Source organism: Arthrobacter zhaoguopingii (assembly GCF_009828605.1).
In the GTDB taxonomy this organism is placed as follows: Bacteria; Actinomycetota; Actinomycetes; order Actinomycetales; family Micrococcaceae; genus Arthrobacter_D; species Arthrobacter_D zhaoguopingii.
In genome coordinates, this window is the sequence record NZ_WIAE01000010.1 from 85,174 (window position 1) to 100,188 (window position 15,015).

The window sequence follows — 15,015 nt, forward strand, 5'->3', positions numbered from 1 at the left end:
GGCGGACCCGCTGCGCCCGGCTCAGCGCCCTCCGTCGAGCTCCCGGCTGCGCTGCTCCAGCGCCGGTCCGCCGTAGGGGTAGTCGCTGAGCTGGGGCGCGCTGACGGCGTCCAGCCGGCCGGCCTCCTCCGGCGTCAGTTCAAGCCCTGCGGAGGCGAGGTTGTCCTCAAGCTGGTCCACTGTCCGCGCCCCAAGGATGACCGAGGTGACAGCCGGCCGGCCCGCAACCCAGGCCAGGGCCACCTGCGAGGCACTGACGCCGCGGGCCTTCGCCGTCTCTCCGACGGCGTCAACAATCCGCCACGTGCGCTCCTGGGCGTTGCGCTGCTCCCAGGCCTCCATCCCGCGCTGAGGATTCTCCCCCAGCCGGGTGGCTCCCGTGGGCAGGGTGTCCCGCGAGTACTTTCCGCTCAGCCAGCCGCCGCCGAGCGGTGACCACGGCAGCAGACCCATGCCGGCGTCAAGAGTGGCAGGGACGATCTCGGCCTCAATCTCGCGCACCAGCAGGCTGTACTGCGGCTGGAGCGTGACCGGCGCGCTGTACCCGGAAGCCCGTGCCAGCATCACGGCCTTCGTCAGCTGCCACCCGGTGTAATTTGAGAAGCCGTAGTAGGAGATCTTGCCGCTGCGCACCGCCTCGTCGAGGAACCCGAGGGTTTCCTCGAGCGGTGTGAGGGGATCCCAGGAGTGCACCTGGTAGAGGTCGAGGTGGTCAACGCCGAGGCGGGTCAGTGAGGCCTCGAGCGCCCGGCGCAGGTGCCTGCGGGACAGGCCCAGGTCATTGACCCCTTTGCCCATGGGGAACCGGCCCTTAGAGGCGATCACCATCGAGTCGCGCCCGGCCGGGTTTCGAGCCAGCCAGCGCCCGATGATCTCCTCGGACATCCCGGCGGTGTAGACGTCGGCGGTGTCGATCAGGTTTCCGCCGGCGGAGGCGTAGGCATCGAGGATGCGGTGGGACTCGGCCTCGTCGGCTTCCGCCCCGAACGTCATCGTGCCAAGGGCCAGCGCCGATACTGAGGTGCCACTGCTGCCAAGTCTCCGGTACTCCATGCGATCCCTTCCATTGCACTGGTCCTGCGGGCGGCACCATAGCCCCGCCCCGGCCCTGGGACCGGGGCGGTGCAGGCGGTGCGAGGGGACCGCCCGGGCTGGGTCCGGGCGTTCCCGCTGCTTCCGACCTTAGTCAGTGACGACGACGTCTCGCCAGAACGCGTAGTGGTCCTTGATGTTCTGTGCCGCGTCCTTGGGCTGCGGGTAGAACCATCCGGCGTCGACACTCTGCTTGCCGTCCGCCTCGAGGGTGACGTAGTGGGCCTGGCCCTTCCACGGGCAGGTGGTCTGTGTGGGGCTTGCCCGGAAGAACTCCTCGTTGACGGAGTCCTTCGGGAAGTAGTGGTTACCCTCGACCAGAACCGTAGTTGCGGATTCCGCGATGACCTGGTTGTTCCAGACTGCCTTTGGCATAGTTCCTGTTCCTTTGCGGTTAGTGCGCACGGACCGTTCCGGCCCACTTGTCCCAACGACCGGACGGCACCGACCATTCCGGTATTACAGCGGGCGGACCGTGAGAATCTGCTCGGACCGGCCGAAAGGCCCGTCTTGATCGTGCAGGACGCTGGAGGTGAGCCCCACCCCGTCCGCCCCGAACGTCACCCTCGTGTCCAGGCCCAGCCAGGGCCCGGAGGGCGGGCGGTGGAAGTGCAGCTGGAGGTCGACGTTGGGGAACATCCAGCTGCCCGTACCCGGCCGGACCCTGGCGGCGATCCCATTCGCCGCATCCACCATGCCGCACAGGCGCACGAGGTCCGGCGTCGGCCCGTCATCGACGAGCTCCAAGGGTGTCCGCAGCCAGATGCGGCCACGGCCCGGGCGGTGGCCGGGCACCACGCGGAACTCGAGGGATTCGATGAAGCCGCCGGGCCACTGTGTCATGCCGTCGTAGGGTCCCGCCTCGTCAGGCCCGGGCATGCCGGTATCCTCGACGGCGGCGACCTCGGCGGTGTCGGTTTTGGCCAGCCGCCACGCCCTCGCGGTGACCGCAGTGCGGCCCTGGGCACGCAGCTCGGCCTCGAGCAGCTCGATCGTGCGTCCCGGCCGGAGGACCCGGGTTGAGACCTCGAACTCGCCGCCGGGAATCATTCCCAGGATGTCGAAACCCACCCGGGCCAGCTGCAGGTCCGGGCGGGGCTCGCAGTCCAGCAGCTTTTGCACGAGCAGGCCCGCCACGGGCGCCATATGCTGCTCACCGGGATTCCAGGCCCCCTGGGCGTGGACGGTCGACTCGAACCGGCCCTCCCCCAACGAGCGGTAGTACGAGCCGGACATGCGCTACTCCTTCGGGCATCTGCAGGTGAAAGGCGCCAGGCCCTGCTCCGGCGCACCCGCACCATGCTAGTGCAGCCCACCGTTTCACCCGCGCGCCGCCCGGGCGGGGCTTCGGCGCGGATGCCGCAGCGCCGGAAAACCGTTCTCCATCGTCGGAATAGAGCGGAGGATTGCCGGGTTATCGAGAATTAGGCCCAGCCAAGCGCCGGCGCTCCCGCCCGGGAGTAGTGGGGCCGCCGCGGTATGCGCGGCAACAGCAAAAGTAGGCGCCGTCTTAGAAGAAAGAGAACTCATGCCTCGCAGCACGTCACCACAGGTGTCCCAAGATCCACCTTCGGCGGAACCGGCACCGTTGCCGGCCGAACCCGGGGTTTCGGCGAAGGACCGCCTGGTCATCCGCCTCCTCATCATCTCGGCGTTCGTCGTCATCCTCAACGAAACGATCACCGGCGTCGCCATTCCGCGCCTGGTCCAGGATCTCGGCATCACCGTCAGCGCCGGGCAATGGCTCAGCACCGCGTTCCTCCTGACGATGGCAGTCGTTATCCCGATCACCGGCTTCCTCCTGCAGCGCTTCAACACCCGTCCGCTGTTCCTGGTCGCCATGTCGCTGTTCAGCGCCGGCACTCTGCTCGCCGCCCTCGCGCCGGGCTTCGGCACCCTTGTGGCAGGCCGGGTGATCCAGGCCAGCGGTACCGCAATCATGCTGCCCCTGCTGATGACCACCGTCATGACCCTGGTGCCGGCCGCCTCCCGCGGGCGCACCATGGGCAACATTTCGATCGTGATCTCCGTGGCCCCCGCCGTCGGCCCCACCACCGCGGGCGCCATCCTCAGCGTCCTGGACTGGCGCTGGATGTTCTGGCTCGTCCTGCCCATCGCACTGGTCTCCCTCATCCTGGGCGCCACCAAGATGACAAACGTCACCTCCCCCCACAAGAGTGCGATCGACGTGCTGTCGGTGATTCTCTCGGCCCTGGCCTTCGGCGGCATTGTCTACGGCTTCAGCCAGCTCGGTGAAGCCAGCGCCGAAGCCGCGGTTCCCGCCTGGATTCCCCTGGCGGCCGGCATCGTCCTCCTCGCGCTGTTCATCGCACGCCAGATCCGGCTTCAGCGCGCCGACCGCGCACTGCTCGACCTGCGCACCTTCTCCTCACGCAACTTCACCCTCGCGATCCTGACCACGTTCCTCGCCTTCATGGGCCTGTTCGGGACGATCATCCTCCTGCCGATCTACGTCCAGAGCGTGCTGGGTGAGTCACCGCTGGTCGCGGGCCTGCTGCTGCTTCCCGGCGGCGTCCTGATCGGTGTCCTCGGACCGTGGGCGGGACGGGTTTTCGACCGCCGGGGACCGCGCGTCCTGCTCGTACCCGGGGCGCTGCTCATCGGGGTCTCCTTCGTGGCCCTGAGCTTCGCCTCGGAAACCACGCCGATCTACTTCGTGCTGATCGCCCACATCGTCTGGAGCCTCGGCCTTGCCCTGATGCTGACCCCGCTGCTGACCTCGGCGCTCGGCTCGGTGAAGCCGAGCCTGTACTCCCACGCCAGTGCCGTCTTCGGCACCGTGCAGCAGATCTCCGGCGCCGTCGGCACGGCACTGTTCATCTCGGTGACCACCATCGTCGCGGGCAACCTGGCGGCCGCGGGGCAGTCGGAGACAGCAGCCCTGGCCGGCGGCATCCAGGTGGCCTTCGTCTGGGGAGCCGTCATCTCCCTCGGCGCGGTGATTGCGGCCATCTTCGTGCGCAAGCCCGAGAACGCGCCGGACCCCTCGGCCGTGCCGGCGCACTAGGCTCCGGCCTAGGAGGAGCTGATGCTCTCCTCCGCACCGGCCCGGCGGACGGTGATCATGCCGTCGTCGACCCGCGCCTCGTACACGGGCTGCGGGTTGCTCGCCGGGCCGCGGACCACGGTCCCGTCGTCGAACCTGAAGGTGCTGCCGTGCCAGGGACAGGTGACGCAGCCATCGGAGATTTCGCCCTCCTCAAGCGGTCCGCCAAGGTGGCTGCACACGCTGTCCATGGCGCGGACCGTGCCGCCGTCGCGGTACAGCAGGATCGAGACGCCGTCGGCCTCCACCACGCGGCGCTCGCCGTCGGCCAACTCACCGTCGGTCAGCACAGGCGTCCATGCCTCTGGGCCTTCCCGCCAGGCGGTGCGGTTGACGTTGACCCCGCGCGCATAGCTCAGATGCCCGCCGAGATAGGCGCTGAACAGCAGGGCCCCGCACCCGCCGACACCCAGCAGGGTGCCGGCGGTGCGGCTGCCCCGGCGCCGGGCCACCGCCGAGAGGCTGTAGAGGGTCAGGGCGGTACTGTTCCCCACGGCGTGGACGAGGCCCACCCTGCTGTCCTTGCCGACGGTGTCGGCCCAGTCGTTCGCTCCGGTGAGCGCCGTCGGCAGGGCCGAGGCGATGCCCACTCCCACGAGGAGGTCCGCAGAGTGCTCCGAGTCCCGGCCGCCCACCAGGTCAAGCAGGGTCGCCATGGTCCAGGCCCCGGTGGGGATGTCGGTCATCACCGGGTGCAGCCGGTGCCCCAGGGCCTTGCCGCTCAGGGCGTTGCGCAGGACCCGCGGCCTCAGGGTCTTCTCAACGGCCGCGGCGACCGGCGCAGCGACAGTATCGAGGGGCTTGAAATTCTCAAGGGCTTCGACCATCGAGTGCAGCAGGTTCACGGGGATCTCCTTCTGGTCGGCGGCGCACGCAGGGCTCCCTCGAGCCGGGAAACCGCAGGGCGGTAACCCCTATTGTCCGTGGCGCCCGCGGTGCCGCAAGCCGCCGGACCGAAGCTAAATTTCCCTTGGAGCAACGAAGCTGCACTGGCACAATGCCGCTGCCTTGCCGCGCGGTTGCCGCACAACTTCTCCTCCCCCTTCTCCCTTCACGGAATCATCAGTTGGCTTATGGTTGGTTCCATGAGTTTCAACGACAACGTCCGCCTTGACCCTTCACGCGTAAGCGACCGGCGTGGGCGCGGCCGCGGCCTGGCGGTGGGCGGCGGTCTCGGCGGAGGGTTGGTGCTGATCCTCTCCCTCCTGTTCGGACCCGAGGTGGTGGGCCAGCTCGGCCTCGACGACGGAACCGGCCAGGGCCAGGGCAGCAGTGCCGGCGCGCCGGAGGCGATCACGTCGTGCCAGACCGGCGCCGACGCCAACGAACGCCTCGACTGCCGTATCCTTGCCACCGCTGAAAGCCTCGACAGCTTCTGGCTGCCCTACCTGGACCAGTACGGCGTCGAGTACAGCGCACCCGGGGTGGCCCTGTTCAGCGGCCAGACGGACACCGGGTGCGGCGGCGCCACCAGCGCCGTCGGTCCCTTCTACTGCCCGGTGGACCAGCAGACCTACTACGACACCGCGTTCTTCGACGACCTCGTCACCAGGTTCGGATCCTCCGGGGGGCCGCTGGCACAGGAGTACGTGATCGCCCACGAGTTCGGGCACCACATCCAGAACCTCACCAACACCCTCGAGGCCGGCCGGCAGGATCCCCAGGGGCCGGAGTCCGGGGCCGTCCGGGTCGAGCTTCAGGCCGACTGCTACGCGGGCCTGTGGGCCGCGCACGCCTCAAGCACCCCCGACCCCGAGACGGGTGAGCCTTTCCTGCGGGAATTCACCACCGAGGACCTGCGCGATGCGCTGTCGGCGGCGTCGGCCGTCGGCGATGACCGCATCCAGGAGGCGGCAACCGGCCAGGTCAATCCCGAGGTGTGGACGCACGGATCCGGCGAACAGCGCCAGGCCTGGTTCCTCCGGGGCTACCGCGCCGGCGACATCAACGCCTGCGACACTTTCCGGGCACCGGACCTGACCCCCTGACCCCCTGACCCCCTGACCCCCTGACCACTGAACCCCATCTTCCGAGGAGAACGATCAGCATGCACCTACCCGTGATGCCGCCGGTGCGCCCGATGCTGGCCAAGTCAGTTGCCCGGATCCCCGAGGGCGGGCTGTTGTATGAGCCGAAGTGGGACGGGTTCCGCTCCATCGTCTTCCGCGACGGGGACGAGGTTGAGATCGGTTCCCGCAACGGCAATCCGATGACCCGGTACTTCCCCGAGGTGGTCGAGGCGGTCCGGGCCAACCTTCCGGCGCGCTGCGTCCTCGACGGCGAACTGATCGTCGTCAGCGGGGCACGGCTCGACTTCGAAGCGCTCCAGCAGCGCATCCATCCCGCTGCAAGCCGCGTGGCGCTGCTTGCCCGCGAGACCCCCGCCCACTTCGTCGCGTTCGACCTGCTCGCCCTCGATGACGAGGACCTCACGGGAAGGCCCTTCCGGGAACGCCGGGCGCTGCTGGAGAAGCACCTGGCCGCCGCCCGTCCGCCGGTGCACCTCACGCCCGCCTCCACCGACTCCGCCGTGGCCGGTGAATGGTTCTCCCAGTTCGAGGGCGCCGGCCTGGACGGGGTCGTCGCCAAGGCGCTCGACGGGCCCTACGAGCCGAACAAGCGCTCGATGTTCAAGGTCAAGCACGAGCGCACCGCCGACTGCGTGGTGGCCGGCTACCGCACCCACAAGGCCGACGCAGCAGGGATCGGTTCCCTGCTGCTGGGGCTCTACACCGACGACGGGGACCTGATGGCCGTCGGGGTGGTCGGCGCCTTCACCGCAGCCCGCCGCCGTGAGCTGTTCCAGGAACTGCAGCCCCTGGTCACCTCGCCGGAGGAGCACCCCTGGGCCGCCGCCCGGGAGGACGACGGAATCCGCACGCCGTTCAACGCCGAAGGCAGCCGCTGGGCCGCCGGCCGGGACCTGTCCTTCACTCCCCTGCGCCCCGAGCGGGTCCTCGAGGTCCGCTACGACCACATGGAAGGCGCCCGGTTCCGCCACACCGCCCAGTTCAACCGCTGGCGGCCGGACCGGGATCCGGCCTCCTGCACCTTCGGCCAGCTTGAGGAGCCCGTGAGCTTCGACCTGGCCACCGTGCTCTCCGGCGGCGCACCGGTGGCCGGGACCACCCTCAACACCGGGCTCTGACCCGTCCGGGTTGGTCCCCGGATTGAGGTGCGCCATGCTGGTGCGGTAGCCAGCAGCACCGACGAGGGAGCCCCATGACCAGCACCGACCGGCAGATCGTCTTCGTCACGGGAGCCAGCCGCGGCGTGGGCCGCGGCATCGCCTCCGCCTTCGGTGAGGCAGGTGCCACGGTGTACGTCGGCGGGCGCACCACCGAGGAGGGGACCGCGCCCTCGCGGATGCCCGGGACCATTGCCGAAACGGCACGGCTCGTCACCGAGGCCGGCGGCACCGGCATCCCGCTGCGTCTGGACGTCACCGACGACGCCCAACTCACCGAGGCGTTCGCCCGCATCGAGTCGGAGCAGGGCCGGCTTGACGTCCTTGCCAACACCGCCTGGGGCGGGTACGAGCGGTTCACCGACGGAAGCGACTTCAATCCCGGCCCGTTCTGGGAACAGCCGCTCGGCCTCTGGGATTCGATGCACCGCGCGGGCCTGAGGGCGCACTACGCCGCCTCCTCGCTCGCCGCCCCGCTGATGGTCCGCGCCGGGAAGGGCCTGATCGTCACCCTCTCCTCCTTCGCCGGGCAGGTCTTCGTTCCTCCGGTCCCCTACGGCGTCGCCCATGCGGCCATCGACCGCCTGGCCGCCGACATGGCCTTCGACCTTCGGGACCAAGGTGTCGCCTCAATCGCCCTCTATCCGGGGCTGGTCCTCACCGAGAGCGTGGTCGCCAACCTTCAGTACTTTGAGCACGAGACCAACCGGGAAACTCCGCTGTTCGTCGGACGGACCGTCGCCGCGCTGGCCGCCGACCCGGACGTGCTGCGCCTCAGCGGCCTCGCCCTGGTCGCCGCCGAGGCGGCCGCGGCCTACGGGGTGCGCGACGAGGACGGCCATCTGCCCTCCTCCAACCGCCAGGCCATCACCGGCGCGCCCACCGCGGCCTTCCCCAACCCCTTCGACCGCCCGGAGGGCTCCACCGGGTCTGCCGGCCAGTGAAATCACGGTGGTGTCCCTCCGCCGGGCCGGCGCGGAAGCGCTAGTCAGAATCCTCGTGGACGACCAACACCGGACACGCTGCGTGCGAGACACAGGCGGCGCTGACCGAGCCCAGGAGCAGGCCTCGGAAGCCGCCGTGTCCGCGGCGCCCCACGATGAGCAGGTCGGCATCCCTGCCCTCCCGCACCAGGGCCTTTGACGGCCGCCCGAACACCACCTTCCGCTCAAGCTGAGGGGGGACCTCCGCACCGAAGGCCTCGGCGATGGCGTCGTCCATCCGTTTTTTCGTCACTTCGGCAAAGTTGTCGCTGCCCAGCGGGACGTACCCGGCATACTCTTCCGGGTACTCCCAGGCGCCCACCGTCGTAATGTCGGCATCCAGGGCGGGCGCAATCCGCGCGGCAAGACGGAGCGCCTTCACCGACTGAGCGGAGCCATCAAGGCCCACCACAACACGTCCCCGAACCCCACGCTCCATCACTGTTCCTTCCGCAGCAGACTTTCCGTCCACGGTGACCCGTCCTCACAGGGTGACCCCGTCGCACATCGCCGCCTAGGGCCGAAGGTCACCGATCCCCGCAAGCCGGTGTCCGCCGGCGCCGGCCGGTGGATGGCGAATCGGGACCAATGGCCCTCCTGTCTGCCGCCCGGGAAGCCCATACTGATGCAGGGGACCGGTCCGGTCTCATACCGGGCCGCTGGTCGACACTCCAGTGCGGGTCCTGGATTCCCGGACCCGCAGAACCGAAAAACCATAGGATCGGACGCCGCTTCCATGCCCTCCTCCAACGGCGCTCTCACAGCGCCACGCACCCGGCCCGCCCCAACCCAACAAAGCCCGACGCCGCAGGCACGGATTCCCTCCTGCCCCCAGTGCGGCACGGACGACTTCCTGATCTACTCCTCCTACCTGCCGCCCGCAAAGGTGCCGGACGGAGGTACGGAGCCGGCACGGACGTTCTACACATGTACGCGCTGCGGGTCGGCGGGCGGCCACGAGGTCCCCTCCGGGTGGCGGCCGCCCGGCTGGTTCTACTGCACCTGAGGGCGCACTTCGGCATTCATATCTTTGGCCATCGGCGGCGCGGCGCCCTCCGGTTGAGGACGGGCCCCACCCGGTCCTGCGGCTGAGATCCGGGCCCGCTACCGCGGTCCGGCGGTCTAATCAGCGGGGTCTAATCAGCCCGGTCCAATCAGCGCGGTCCGATCAGCGCGGCCTGGTCAGGATGGCCCGCCGAGGACGGGCCGGTCAGGACGGGCCAGTCAGGACTGGCCGGTCAGGACAGGCCGGTCAGGGTCCGCCGAGGACGGCGCGCGCCCCTGCCGCGATGACGCCGGAGTCCGTCGCCACCGCGATCCGGTCGAAGCCGCGGGCCCGCAGGATTCGGCCGCGGTCCGGATCGCCGGCAAAGATGCCTGCCGCCTTCCCGGCCGCGGACGACGCGGCGGCGATTTCGGCCAGGGGCCCGTCCCCTTCGGCCAGCAGGGCGTCAACGGTGGTTCCCAGGGACAGCGCGAGGTCGAACGGCCCGATGAACAGGAGGTCGACACCGGGTACCTCGGCAATCGCGCCGACGTTTGCCAACGCGGCTGCGGATTCGATCATGACACCGAGCTGGGGAGCAGCAGCAGCTGGCGGTGCCGCCTCGTGGCCCCAGAGCGGTGCCAACGGGCCCCAGCTGCGGGAACCCAGCGGTGGATACCTGCCGGCGTCCACCACCTGGCGTGCCTCGTCGGGGGTGTCGATCTGGGGAACGATCACCGCGGAAGCGCCAGCATCCAGGGCAAGTCCGATGCCGGCCGGGTCCGGGCCCCCAGTGCGGACCGCGAAGGCGAGACCGGCACCGGCCAGAGCGCGCCCGTTGTCGATCAGCGAGCGCCGGTCGAACCTGCCGTGCTGAGCGTCAAGGGCCACCCAGTCGAAACCCGACCGGGCCAGCGCCAGAACGGTGTCCACGTCGTCGCGGAAGCACCAGACTCCTGACGACCCGGGACCGATGGCGTTCATTCGGAAGGTTCCGCCGGCTTGGCGGAGCAGCATGCGCACGACGGCGCTTCGGCGGCTGCCGGGACCGCCCGCTCCCCTGGGCCGGCGGCTGTTCGGGCCGCCGGTACCGCCGCCGACGCCATCGGGGCCGCGCAGCAGGTGTCCCCCTTCCACGCCTCCCGGCCCTCCTTTGCGGCAATCGCCGCGATGATCAGCGCGGCGACCGGATCGGCCCAGGACCACCCCAGCGTGGAGTTGAGCAACAGCCCTCCGAGCAGGACCGCGGAGAGATAGGTGCACAGCAGGGTCTGTTTCGAGTCCGCCACGGCGGAGCGGGACCCGAGCTCGCGTCCGGCCCGCCGCTGCGCCAGGGAGAGGAACGGCATGACGACGAGGCTGGCCGCCGCCAGGGCGATGCCGACCGGCGAGTGCTGGGCTTCGCTGCCGCCGGCGAGCGCGCGCACCGCGTCAATCGTCACGAAGGCGGCCAATCCGAAAAAGGAGAACGCGATGAACCGCAGCGCCTTCGGTTCGCGGGCCTCGGGATCGAGTCCGGCGAACTGCCAGGCCACGGCCGCTGCGGAGAGCACCTCGACCACCGAGTCGAGCCCGAACGCCAACAGCGCTCCGGACGAGGCGACGGTTCCGGCGCCGAGCGCCACCACCGCTTCAATTGCGTTATAGGTGATGGTGGCCGCCACCAGGAGACGGATCCGCCGGGCCACGAGCATCCGCCGGCCTTCGGAAAGCGGCGGTGCTGCCGCGTCGGTGCCGCCCGGCCGGCCGCCGGAGGCGGTCCCCGCAGGGAAGGCTGAATGGGTTGGCATTTCCACCCGCCACACGATACCCGCTCCCCGCGGCGGGAGTCGGGGGCAGGCGGGCCGGACCATAGGCTTTCGGCGCCTGTGCCGTTATGCTTCAGCACACCAGGCGGTCCGGTGGCCGTCCGGCGCGTACCGCCGACTCATCCGGGCACGAGGGGAAGCCATGAGCGCAGGTCACGGGACCGACACGGCTTCAACGGTTGGCGGGGCCCCAGGCGCTCCATCGGTGCGCCCTCCTCCGCCCTTCCGAAAGGCCCAATCCGGAAAGGCCCCATCGCGAAAGGACCTGTCCCGAAGGTTCCTCCCAGCAGTGGGGCTTGCCGCTGGGGGCCTGGCCGCCGCCTGGCTGCTCGATCCCGGACCGCTGGGAAGGACCCATGACTCGGGCGCCGGTGTGTGCATGCCGAAGCAGGCCGAGGGCTATGCGGCGGCGGGCCAGATCCTCCTGGCGAACAACTCGCGGCACCCCGTGGCGCTGGAGGAGGTCGAACTGCAGGAGCCGCAGGGCCTTGACCTCGTCGAGGCGCACCTGCTGATGGTGCCGGAGGGCGCCGGTGCCACCTTCGGTGCCGGGTCGACAGTTCCGCCCGACGACCAGCACCGCCGGTGGTGGGACGCGGCCGAGCCGGCCGTGGGCGGCGAAATTCCTGCCGGGGCCACCGGGAACCTCATTCTGACGGTCTCCGATGGTGCCGGTGTCGGCGGCGTCACCGACGGAGCCCGGATCACCTACTCCACCGGATTCCGCAGCTACACGCTGACGTACGACTTCGGGATCACCCTCGCGGCCGGTGCGTGCCCCTGAGCCCGCCCGGTAGCGAACGCCCCATCGGGGCACACCGGGAGGAACCGGCGTAGGCTTATTTTGCGGTCCGGTCTCCGGCTTCCCGGGCCCAGCACCATCATCGCGGAGGGTGGCGAACAAGGATGGGCGTACGCATCAGGGACCTCCTGGGCCGGCACCTGGGCGAGCTGCGGTATGAACCGACCGCCAAGCGCATCCGGGGAATGCTCGATGGCCAGACCCTCTTCGACAGCCGGAAGGCCTTGCTTGTCTGGGAACCACGGCGTGTCCTTCCCACCTATGCCGTCCCGGTGGCGGACGTCGCCTGCGAGCTGGTGCCGGAGGCCGCCGCGCCGGCTGCATCGCGCACCGAGGCGGTGGTTGAACTTCCCGACGTCGCGACGAGCGCTCCGGTGCTGAGTCCCACCGTCCCGTTCCGGATCCACGCCGGTGCCGGCGTTGCCCTGAAGGCGCGGATGCCCGGAAGCTCCGTGGCCGCCGAGGCGTTCCGCCCGGACGATGCCGACCTCCGGGACTACGTTGTTTTTTCCTTCGACTCACTCGATGCGTGGCTTGAAGAGGATGAGGAGATCATCGGGCATCCCCGGGATCCCTACTGGCGGGTCGACCGGCGCCGCAGTTCCCAGGAGGTCGAGCTGCGGCTCGACGGGCACACGCTCGCCTCGACGAACCGCCCGCTGCTGGTGTTCGAGACGATGCTGCCCGTGCGCTATTACTTCCCGGCGGACGCCGTCCGGGTGCCGCTTGTCCCCAGTGACACCCGCTCGATCTGCCCGTACAAGGGCCGGGCCCGGTACTGGAACGTCGAGCTGCCCGAACAGACCTACCCCGATTTCGCCTGGACCTATGCGGAGCCGTTCATCGAAACCGCCGATCTTCACGGGCTCGTCTGCTTTTTCGAGGAAAGGGCGGACCTGCTGCTGGACGGCGTGCCGCAGCCGCGCCGCCGGACGCCCTGGAGCTGACCAGACCGCCGGCAGCTCCGCGGCCACCCCGGTGGGCGCGGGCATACTCCTGGGCGCAGAACACGGTGATCAGTGCGGTCTCGACCAGTGCACCGCCGTAGTACATCAGGGAGGCCCCGGTTTCGGCCTGACCGGCGGGAACCCCTGGGGGCGGATACGCGTAGAGGTATTTTGTGAGGATGCCGTGCCCGGCGAGCGCGGCAAGGAGCACCGCCGTCCGCAGGGCGAACCCGGCCCGGTGCGGATTCGGGTCGACGCCGATAATGGCGTTGGTGAAAAGACAGCCGGCCAGGAGGAAATGGAGCTGCACCGCCGCATGCCCGGCACCGGAGCCGAGGACCTCCGCGGCCGGGGTGGTGTACAGAAGCCAAAGCCCACCGGTGTTCAGGATGCCGGCCGGAACCGGATGGGCAAGCAGGCGCAGGGGCGGAGACCTGAGGAGGCGGGAGAGCCGGCGGGCGCGTCCGACGGCGAGCGTCCGCAGGGCCAAGGTGACCGGTGCGGCCAGAACCAGCAGGAGAGGGGCGGCCATGCCCACCAGGAGGTGGGCGCTCATATGGGCCGGAAAGCTCCCAGGAACCGGGCCGAGGAAGCCGAGGGCGGCCGCCCCCACCCCCGTCGACCAGAGCACGCTGCGGTACACCGGCCAGGGCCGTCCGGCGCGCCGGGATCCGGCGGCCGCTGCAAGGTAGAACACCAGCGCGGCCAGGAACGGGAGTGACCCAAGCAGCAGGACGCCGAGGCCCTCGCCGGGGTGCTCATGCATCGGGCCGGTCCGCCGTCGTGCCGCTTCCGCTCCTCCGCCGCCTGCGGGCAACAACTCCGGCAAGGACGGCGCCGACCAGGAGCAGCACCAGGGCCGCCGCGTTCCAGGCAAGGTCGTAGGGAAGCACGTCGACGCCATACCGGATCTGATGGAAGCGGAGCACCTTGTGGTTGATGAGCCCGTCGAACAGCTGGAACCCGCCGGCACCAAGGAACAGTCCGGCCAGGGCGGCGCCGGCCGACGCCGTCCCACGGCGGAGCGTTGAGGCCAGCAGGAAGAACCCGGCGATGAGCAGGAACAGTTCAGCGGCGTGCAGCACACCGTCCGAGACCAGGCCGACAGTGCCTCCGGCCCGGTCGTAGAAGGAGTGCCAGGCGAGCAGCTGGTGAAAGACGATTTCGTCGACGGCGGCCATCAACCCCAGCCCGATCATCACTCCAGCCCACATCGTGCGGTCGCGGCGCAGCGGCCGGTCTGCCTGGGCATCGGTTGGCAGTCCCATGTTCTCCCTCCGGAGCCTGTGTCGATGACCGCACCACAAGGGCGCTCCTCCCGGCCGCCCGCCGGGGGCCGGCACCCTCCCAGCCTCGCACGCCGAAAGCGATCAGGTCCGGGCGCCGGGTGGACGCGATTTCCCTTGCCGCGGCGCCCAGGCAATGGCAGGAGTCCCGCATGCTGAGTCCCGCATGCTGAGTCCCGCATGCGGCGCGCCGCTTTACTTTCCCGCCGGGCCGCCGGACATTTAACGGGATGCACCACGCCGGGCAACCGGCCGGTGATGCCGCGCCGGACCGCCGGGCGGGAAGAGCACTCCAGGAACGGGTCATCCACGGTGAACAGCTGGCGACAGGTCCTGGCCGCCCTGGCCAACGAGAAGCTCCGCATTGTGTTTGCTGAACTGGTGCTCGATGACGCGCGCCGACGGGGCATTGTGGTGTCCGAGCCGAAGCGCACCAAGGCGCTGGACCAGCTTGCTGCCGCCGGACTGGCTGTCCGGGAGGACGGCTGGTCCCCCAATCCCTCGATCTTCCGCACGCTGCTGGAGGCCTCCGGAGGTGCCGGACGCAGGGAGGGAGTCGAGCGTTTCCTCGTGGCCGGCAGGATCGATCAGTACCCGGCGAACAAGCGCCAGCGCTACGAGCTGCTGCGGTGGATCGCCGGGAAGGCGTTCACCCCCGGAGAGGAACTGTCGGAGAAGGACGTCAATGAACGCCTCGGCAGGTACACCTCCGACGCCGTCACGCTGCGCCGCTACCTGGTGGATGCCGAACTCCTCGAAAGGACCCGGACCGGCAGCGCCTACTCCCCCGTCACCGACGCCTCCGGCGGGAGCTGAGACCGGCAGCCGGAAGGGTCCTGCAGGATGAGGACGGGCGCC

At 69.9% G+C, this 15,015-nt stretch carries 16 protein-coding genes; 7 read left to right on the plus strand and 9 right to left on the minus strand.

The annotated features are described in order from the left end of the window. Nucleotides 1-21 precede the first annotated feature (21 nt). From GVV77_RS13610 to GVV77_RS13620, 3 genes are all read right to left on the minus strand, one after another. Complete coding sequence (locus GVV77_RS13610; RefSeq protein WP_159619215.1) at nucleotides 22-1,053, minus strand: aldo/keto reductase; 1,032 nt, start codon at nucleotides 1,051-1,053, stop codon at nucleotides 22-24. Nucleotides 1,054-1,182: 129 nt separating this feature from the next. Further along, nucleotides 1,183-1,467, minus strand: a complete 285-nt coding sequence (locus GVV77_RS13615; protein WP_159619217.1) for a DUF427 domain-containing protein — start codon at nucleotides 1,465-1,467, stop codon at nucleotides 1,183-1,185. A gap of 84 nt (nucleotides 1,468-1,551) precedes the next feature. Next, nucleotides 1,552-2,328 carry a thioesterase family protein gene (locus tag GVV77_RS13620; RefSeq protein ID WP_159619219.1) on the minus strand — a complete coding sequence of 259 codons (777 nt, stop codon included), beginning with the start codon at nucleotides 2,326-2,328 and terminating at the stop codon, nucleotides 1,552-1,554. Nucleotides 2,329-2,620: 292 nt separating this feature from the next. Here GVV77_RS13620 and GVV77_RS13625 point away from each other — a divergent pair, with 292 nt between their 5' ends. After that, nucleotides 2,621-4,120, plus strand: a complete 1,500-nt coding sequence (locus GVV77_RS13625) for an MDR family MFS transporter (protein ID WP_159619221.1) — start codon at nucleotides 2,621-2,623, stop codon at nucleotides 4,118-4,120. An 8-nt stretch (nucleotides 4,121-4,128) separates the two neighbouring features. Here the strand turns inward: GVV77_RS13625 and GVV77_RS13630 are convergent, their stop codons facing one another. Beyond that, nucleotides 4,129-5,004: a Rieske (2Fe-2S) protein gene (locus GVV77_RS13630; RefSeq protein ID WP_159619223.1), complete on the minus strand. Its 876-nt coding sequence runs from the start codon at nucleotides 5,002-5,004 to the stop codon at nucleotides 4,129-4,131. Between the two features lie 240 nt (nucleotides 5,005-5,244). Here GVV77_RS13630 and ypfJ point away from each other — a divergent pair, with 240 nt between their 5' ends. The 3 genes from ypfJ (at nucleotide 5,245) to GVV77_RS13645 (ending at nucleotide 8,290) form a co-directional block, all read left to right on the plus strand. After that, nucleotides 5,245-6,147 carry a KPN_02809 family neutral zinc metallopeptidase gene (ypfJ, locus tag GVV77_RS13635; protein WP_159619225.1) on the plus strand — a complete coding sequence of 301 codons (903 nt, stop codon included), beginning with the start codon at nucleotides 5,245-5,247 and terminating at the stop codon, nucleotides 6,145-6,147. 59 nt (nucleotides 6,148-6,206) lie between these two features. Then, nucleotides 6,207-7,307: an ATP-dependent DNA ligase gene (locus GVV77_RS13640; protein WP_159619227.1), complete on the plus strand. Its 1,101-nt coding sequence runs from the start codon at nucleotides 6,207-6,209 to the stop codon at nucleotides 7,305-7,307. A 74-nt stretch (nucleotides 7,308-7,381) separates the two neighbouring features. Beyond that, nucleotides 7,382-8,290 (plus strand): SDR family NAD(P)-dependent oxidoreductase, encoded by a 909-nt coding sequence (locus GVV77_RS13645; protein WP_159619229.1) that lies wholly within the window; start codon nucleotides 7,382-7,384, stop codon nucleotides 8,288-8,290. Nucleotides 8,291-8,330: 40 nt separating this feature from the next. On the opposite strand, the gene GVV77_RS13650 is transcribed toward GVV77_RS13645, so the two are convergent. From GVV77_RS13650 to GVV77_RS13660, 3 genes are all read right to left on the minus strand, one after another. Next, nucleotides 8,331-8,768, minus strand: a complete 438-nt coding sequence (locus GVV77_RS13650) for a universal stress protein (RefSeq protein WP_159619231.1) — start codon at nucleotides 8,766-8,768, stop codon at nucleotides 8,331-8,333. 813 nt (nucleotides 8,769-9,581) lie between these two features. Beyond that, the gene (locus GVV77_RS13655) at nucleotides 9,582-10,298 is read right to left on the minus strand and encodes an HpcH/HpaI aldolase family protein (RefSeq protein WP_159619233.1); all 717 of its coding nucleotides are present in this window, start codon (nucleotides 10,296-10,298) and stop codon (nucleotides 9,582-9,584) included. Further along, a complete protein-coding gene (locus GVV77_RS13660) occupies nucleotides 10,295-11,008 on the minus strand; it encodes a cation efflux transmembrane domain-containing protein (protein WP_246199826.1) in 714 nt (237 codons plus the stop codon). The genes GVV77_RS13655 and GVV77_RS13660 overlap by 4 nt, the downstream gene beginning before the upstream one ends. Nucleotides 11,009-11,411: 403 nt before the next feature. Between GVV77_RS13660 and GVV77_RS13665 the strand changes: the two genes are divergently transcribed. Both GVV77_RS13665 and GVV77_RS13670 read left to right on the plus strand, forming a co-directional pair. Next, complete coding sequence (locus GVV77_RS13665) at nucleotides 11,412-11,906, plus strand: hypothetical protein (RefSeq protein WP_159619237.1); 495 nt, start codon at nucleotides 11,412-11,414, stop codon at nucleotides 11,904-11,906. A 122-nt stretch (nucleotides 11,907-12,028) separates the two neighbouring features. After that, entirely contained in the window at nucleotides 12,029-12,871 is an 843-nt protein-coding gene (locus GVV77_RS13670) for a DUF427 domain-containing protein (protein ID WP_159619239.1), read from the plus strand. On the opposite strand, the gene GVV77_RS13675 is transcribed toward GVV77_RS13670, so the two are convergent. Further along, nucleotides 12,765-13,637 (minus strand): cytochrome c oxidase assembly protein, encoded by an 873-nt coding sequence (locus GVV77_RS13675; RefSeq protein ID WP_159619241.1) that lies wholly within the window; start codon nucleotides 13,635-13,637, stop codon nucleotides 12,765-12,767. The genes GVV77_RS13670 and GVV77_RS13675 overlap by 107 nt on opposite strands. Then, nucleotides 13,630-14,139: a DUF2243 domain-containing protein gene (locus tag GVV77_RS13680; RefSeq protein ID WP_159619243.1), complete on the minus strand. Its 510-nt coding sequence runs from the start codon at nucleotides 14,137-14,139 to the stop codon at nucleotides 13,630-13,632. Before GVV77_RS13680 ends, GVV77_RS13675 begins: the two co-directional genes overlap by 8 nt. A 330-nt stretch (nucleotides 14,140-14,469) precedes the next feature. Between GVV77_RS13680 and GVV77_RS13685 the strand changes: the two genes are divergently transcribed. Beyond that, complete coding sequence (locus tag GVV77_RS13685) at nucleotides 14,470-14,973, plus strand: DUF2087 domain-containing protein (RefSeq protein ID WP_246199819.1); 504 nt, start codon at nucleotides 14,470-14,472, stop codon at nucleotides 14,971-14,973. Nucleotides 14,974-15,015: the final 42 nt, after the last annotated feature.

Bases quoted from the DNA above. Each gene is read 5' to 3' on its own strand.
- GVV77_RS13610 (WP_159619215.1), bottom strand. From the start codon at position 1,053: ATGGAGTACCGGAGACTTGGCAGCAGTGGCACCTCAGTATCGGCGCTG.
- GVV77_RS13615 (WP_159619217.1), bottom strand. From the start codon at position 1,467: ATGCCAAAGGCAGTCTGGAACAACCAGGTCATCGCGGAATCCGCAACT.
- GVV77_RS13620 (WP_159619219.1), bottom strand. From the start codon at position 2,328: ATGTCCGGCTCGTACTACCGCTCGTTGGGGGAGGGCCGGTTCGAGTCG.
- GVV77_RS13625 (WP_159619221.1), top strand. From the start codon at position 2,621: ATGCCTCGCAGCACGTCACCACAGGTGTCCCAAGATCCACCTTCGGCG.
- ypfJ (WP_159619225.1), top strand. From the start codon at position 5,245: ATGAGTTTCAACGACAACGTCCGCCTTGACCCTTCACGCGTAAGCGAC.
- GVV77_RS13640 (WP_159619227.1), top strand. From the start codon at position 6,207: ATGCACCTACCCGTGATGCCGCCGGTGCGCCCGATGCTGGCCAAGTCA.
- GVV77_RS13645 (WP_159619229.1), top strand. From the start codon at position 7,382: ATGACCAGCACCGACCGGCAGATCGTCTTCGTCACGGGAGCCAGCCGC.
- GVV77_RS13650 (WP_159619231.1), bottom strand. From the start codon at position 8,768: ATGGAGCGTGGGGTTCGGGGACGTGTTGTGGTGGGCCTTGATGGCTCC.
- GVV77_RS13655 (WP_159619233.1), bottom strand. From the start codon at position 10,298: ATGAACGCCATCGGTCCCGGGTCGTCAGGAGTCTGGTGCTTCCGCGAC.
- GVV77_RS13660 (WP_246199826.1), bottom strand. From the start codon at position 11,008: ATGCTCGTGGCCCGGCGGATCCGTCTCCTGGTGGCGGCCACCATCACC.
- GVV77_RS13670 (WP_159619239.1), top strand. From the start codon at position 12,029: ATGGGCGTACGCATCAGGGACCTCCTGGGCCGGCACCTGGGCGAGCTG.
- GVV77_RS13675 (WP_159619241.1), bottom strand. From the start codon at position 13,637: ATGCATGAGCACCCCGGCGAGGGCCTCGGCGTCCTGCTGCTTGGGTCA.
- GVV77_RS13680 (WP_159619243.1), bottom strand. From the start codon at position 14,139: ATGGGACTGCCAACCGATGCCCAGGCAGACCGGCCGCTGCGCCGCGAC.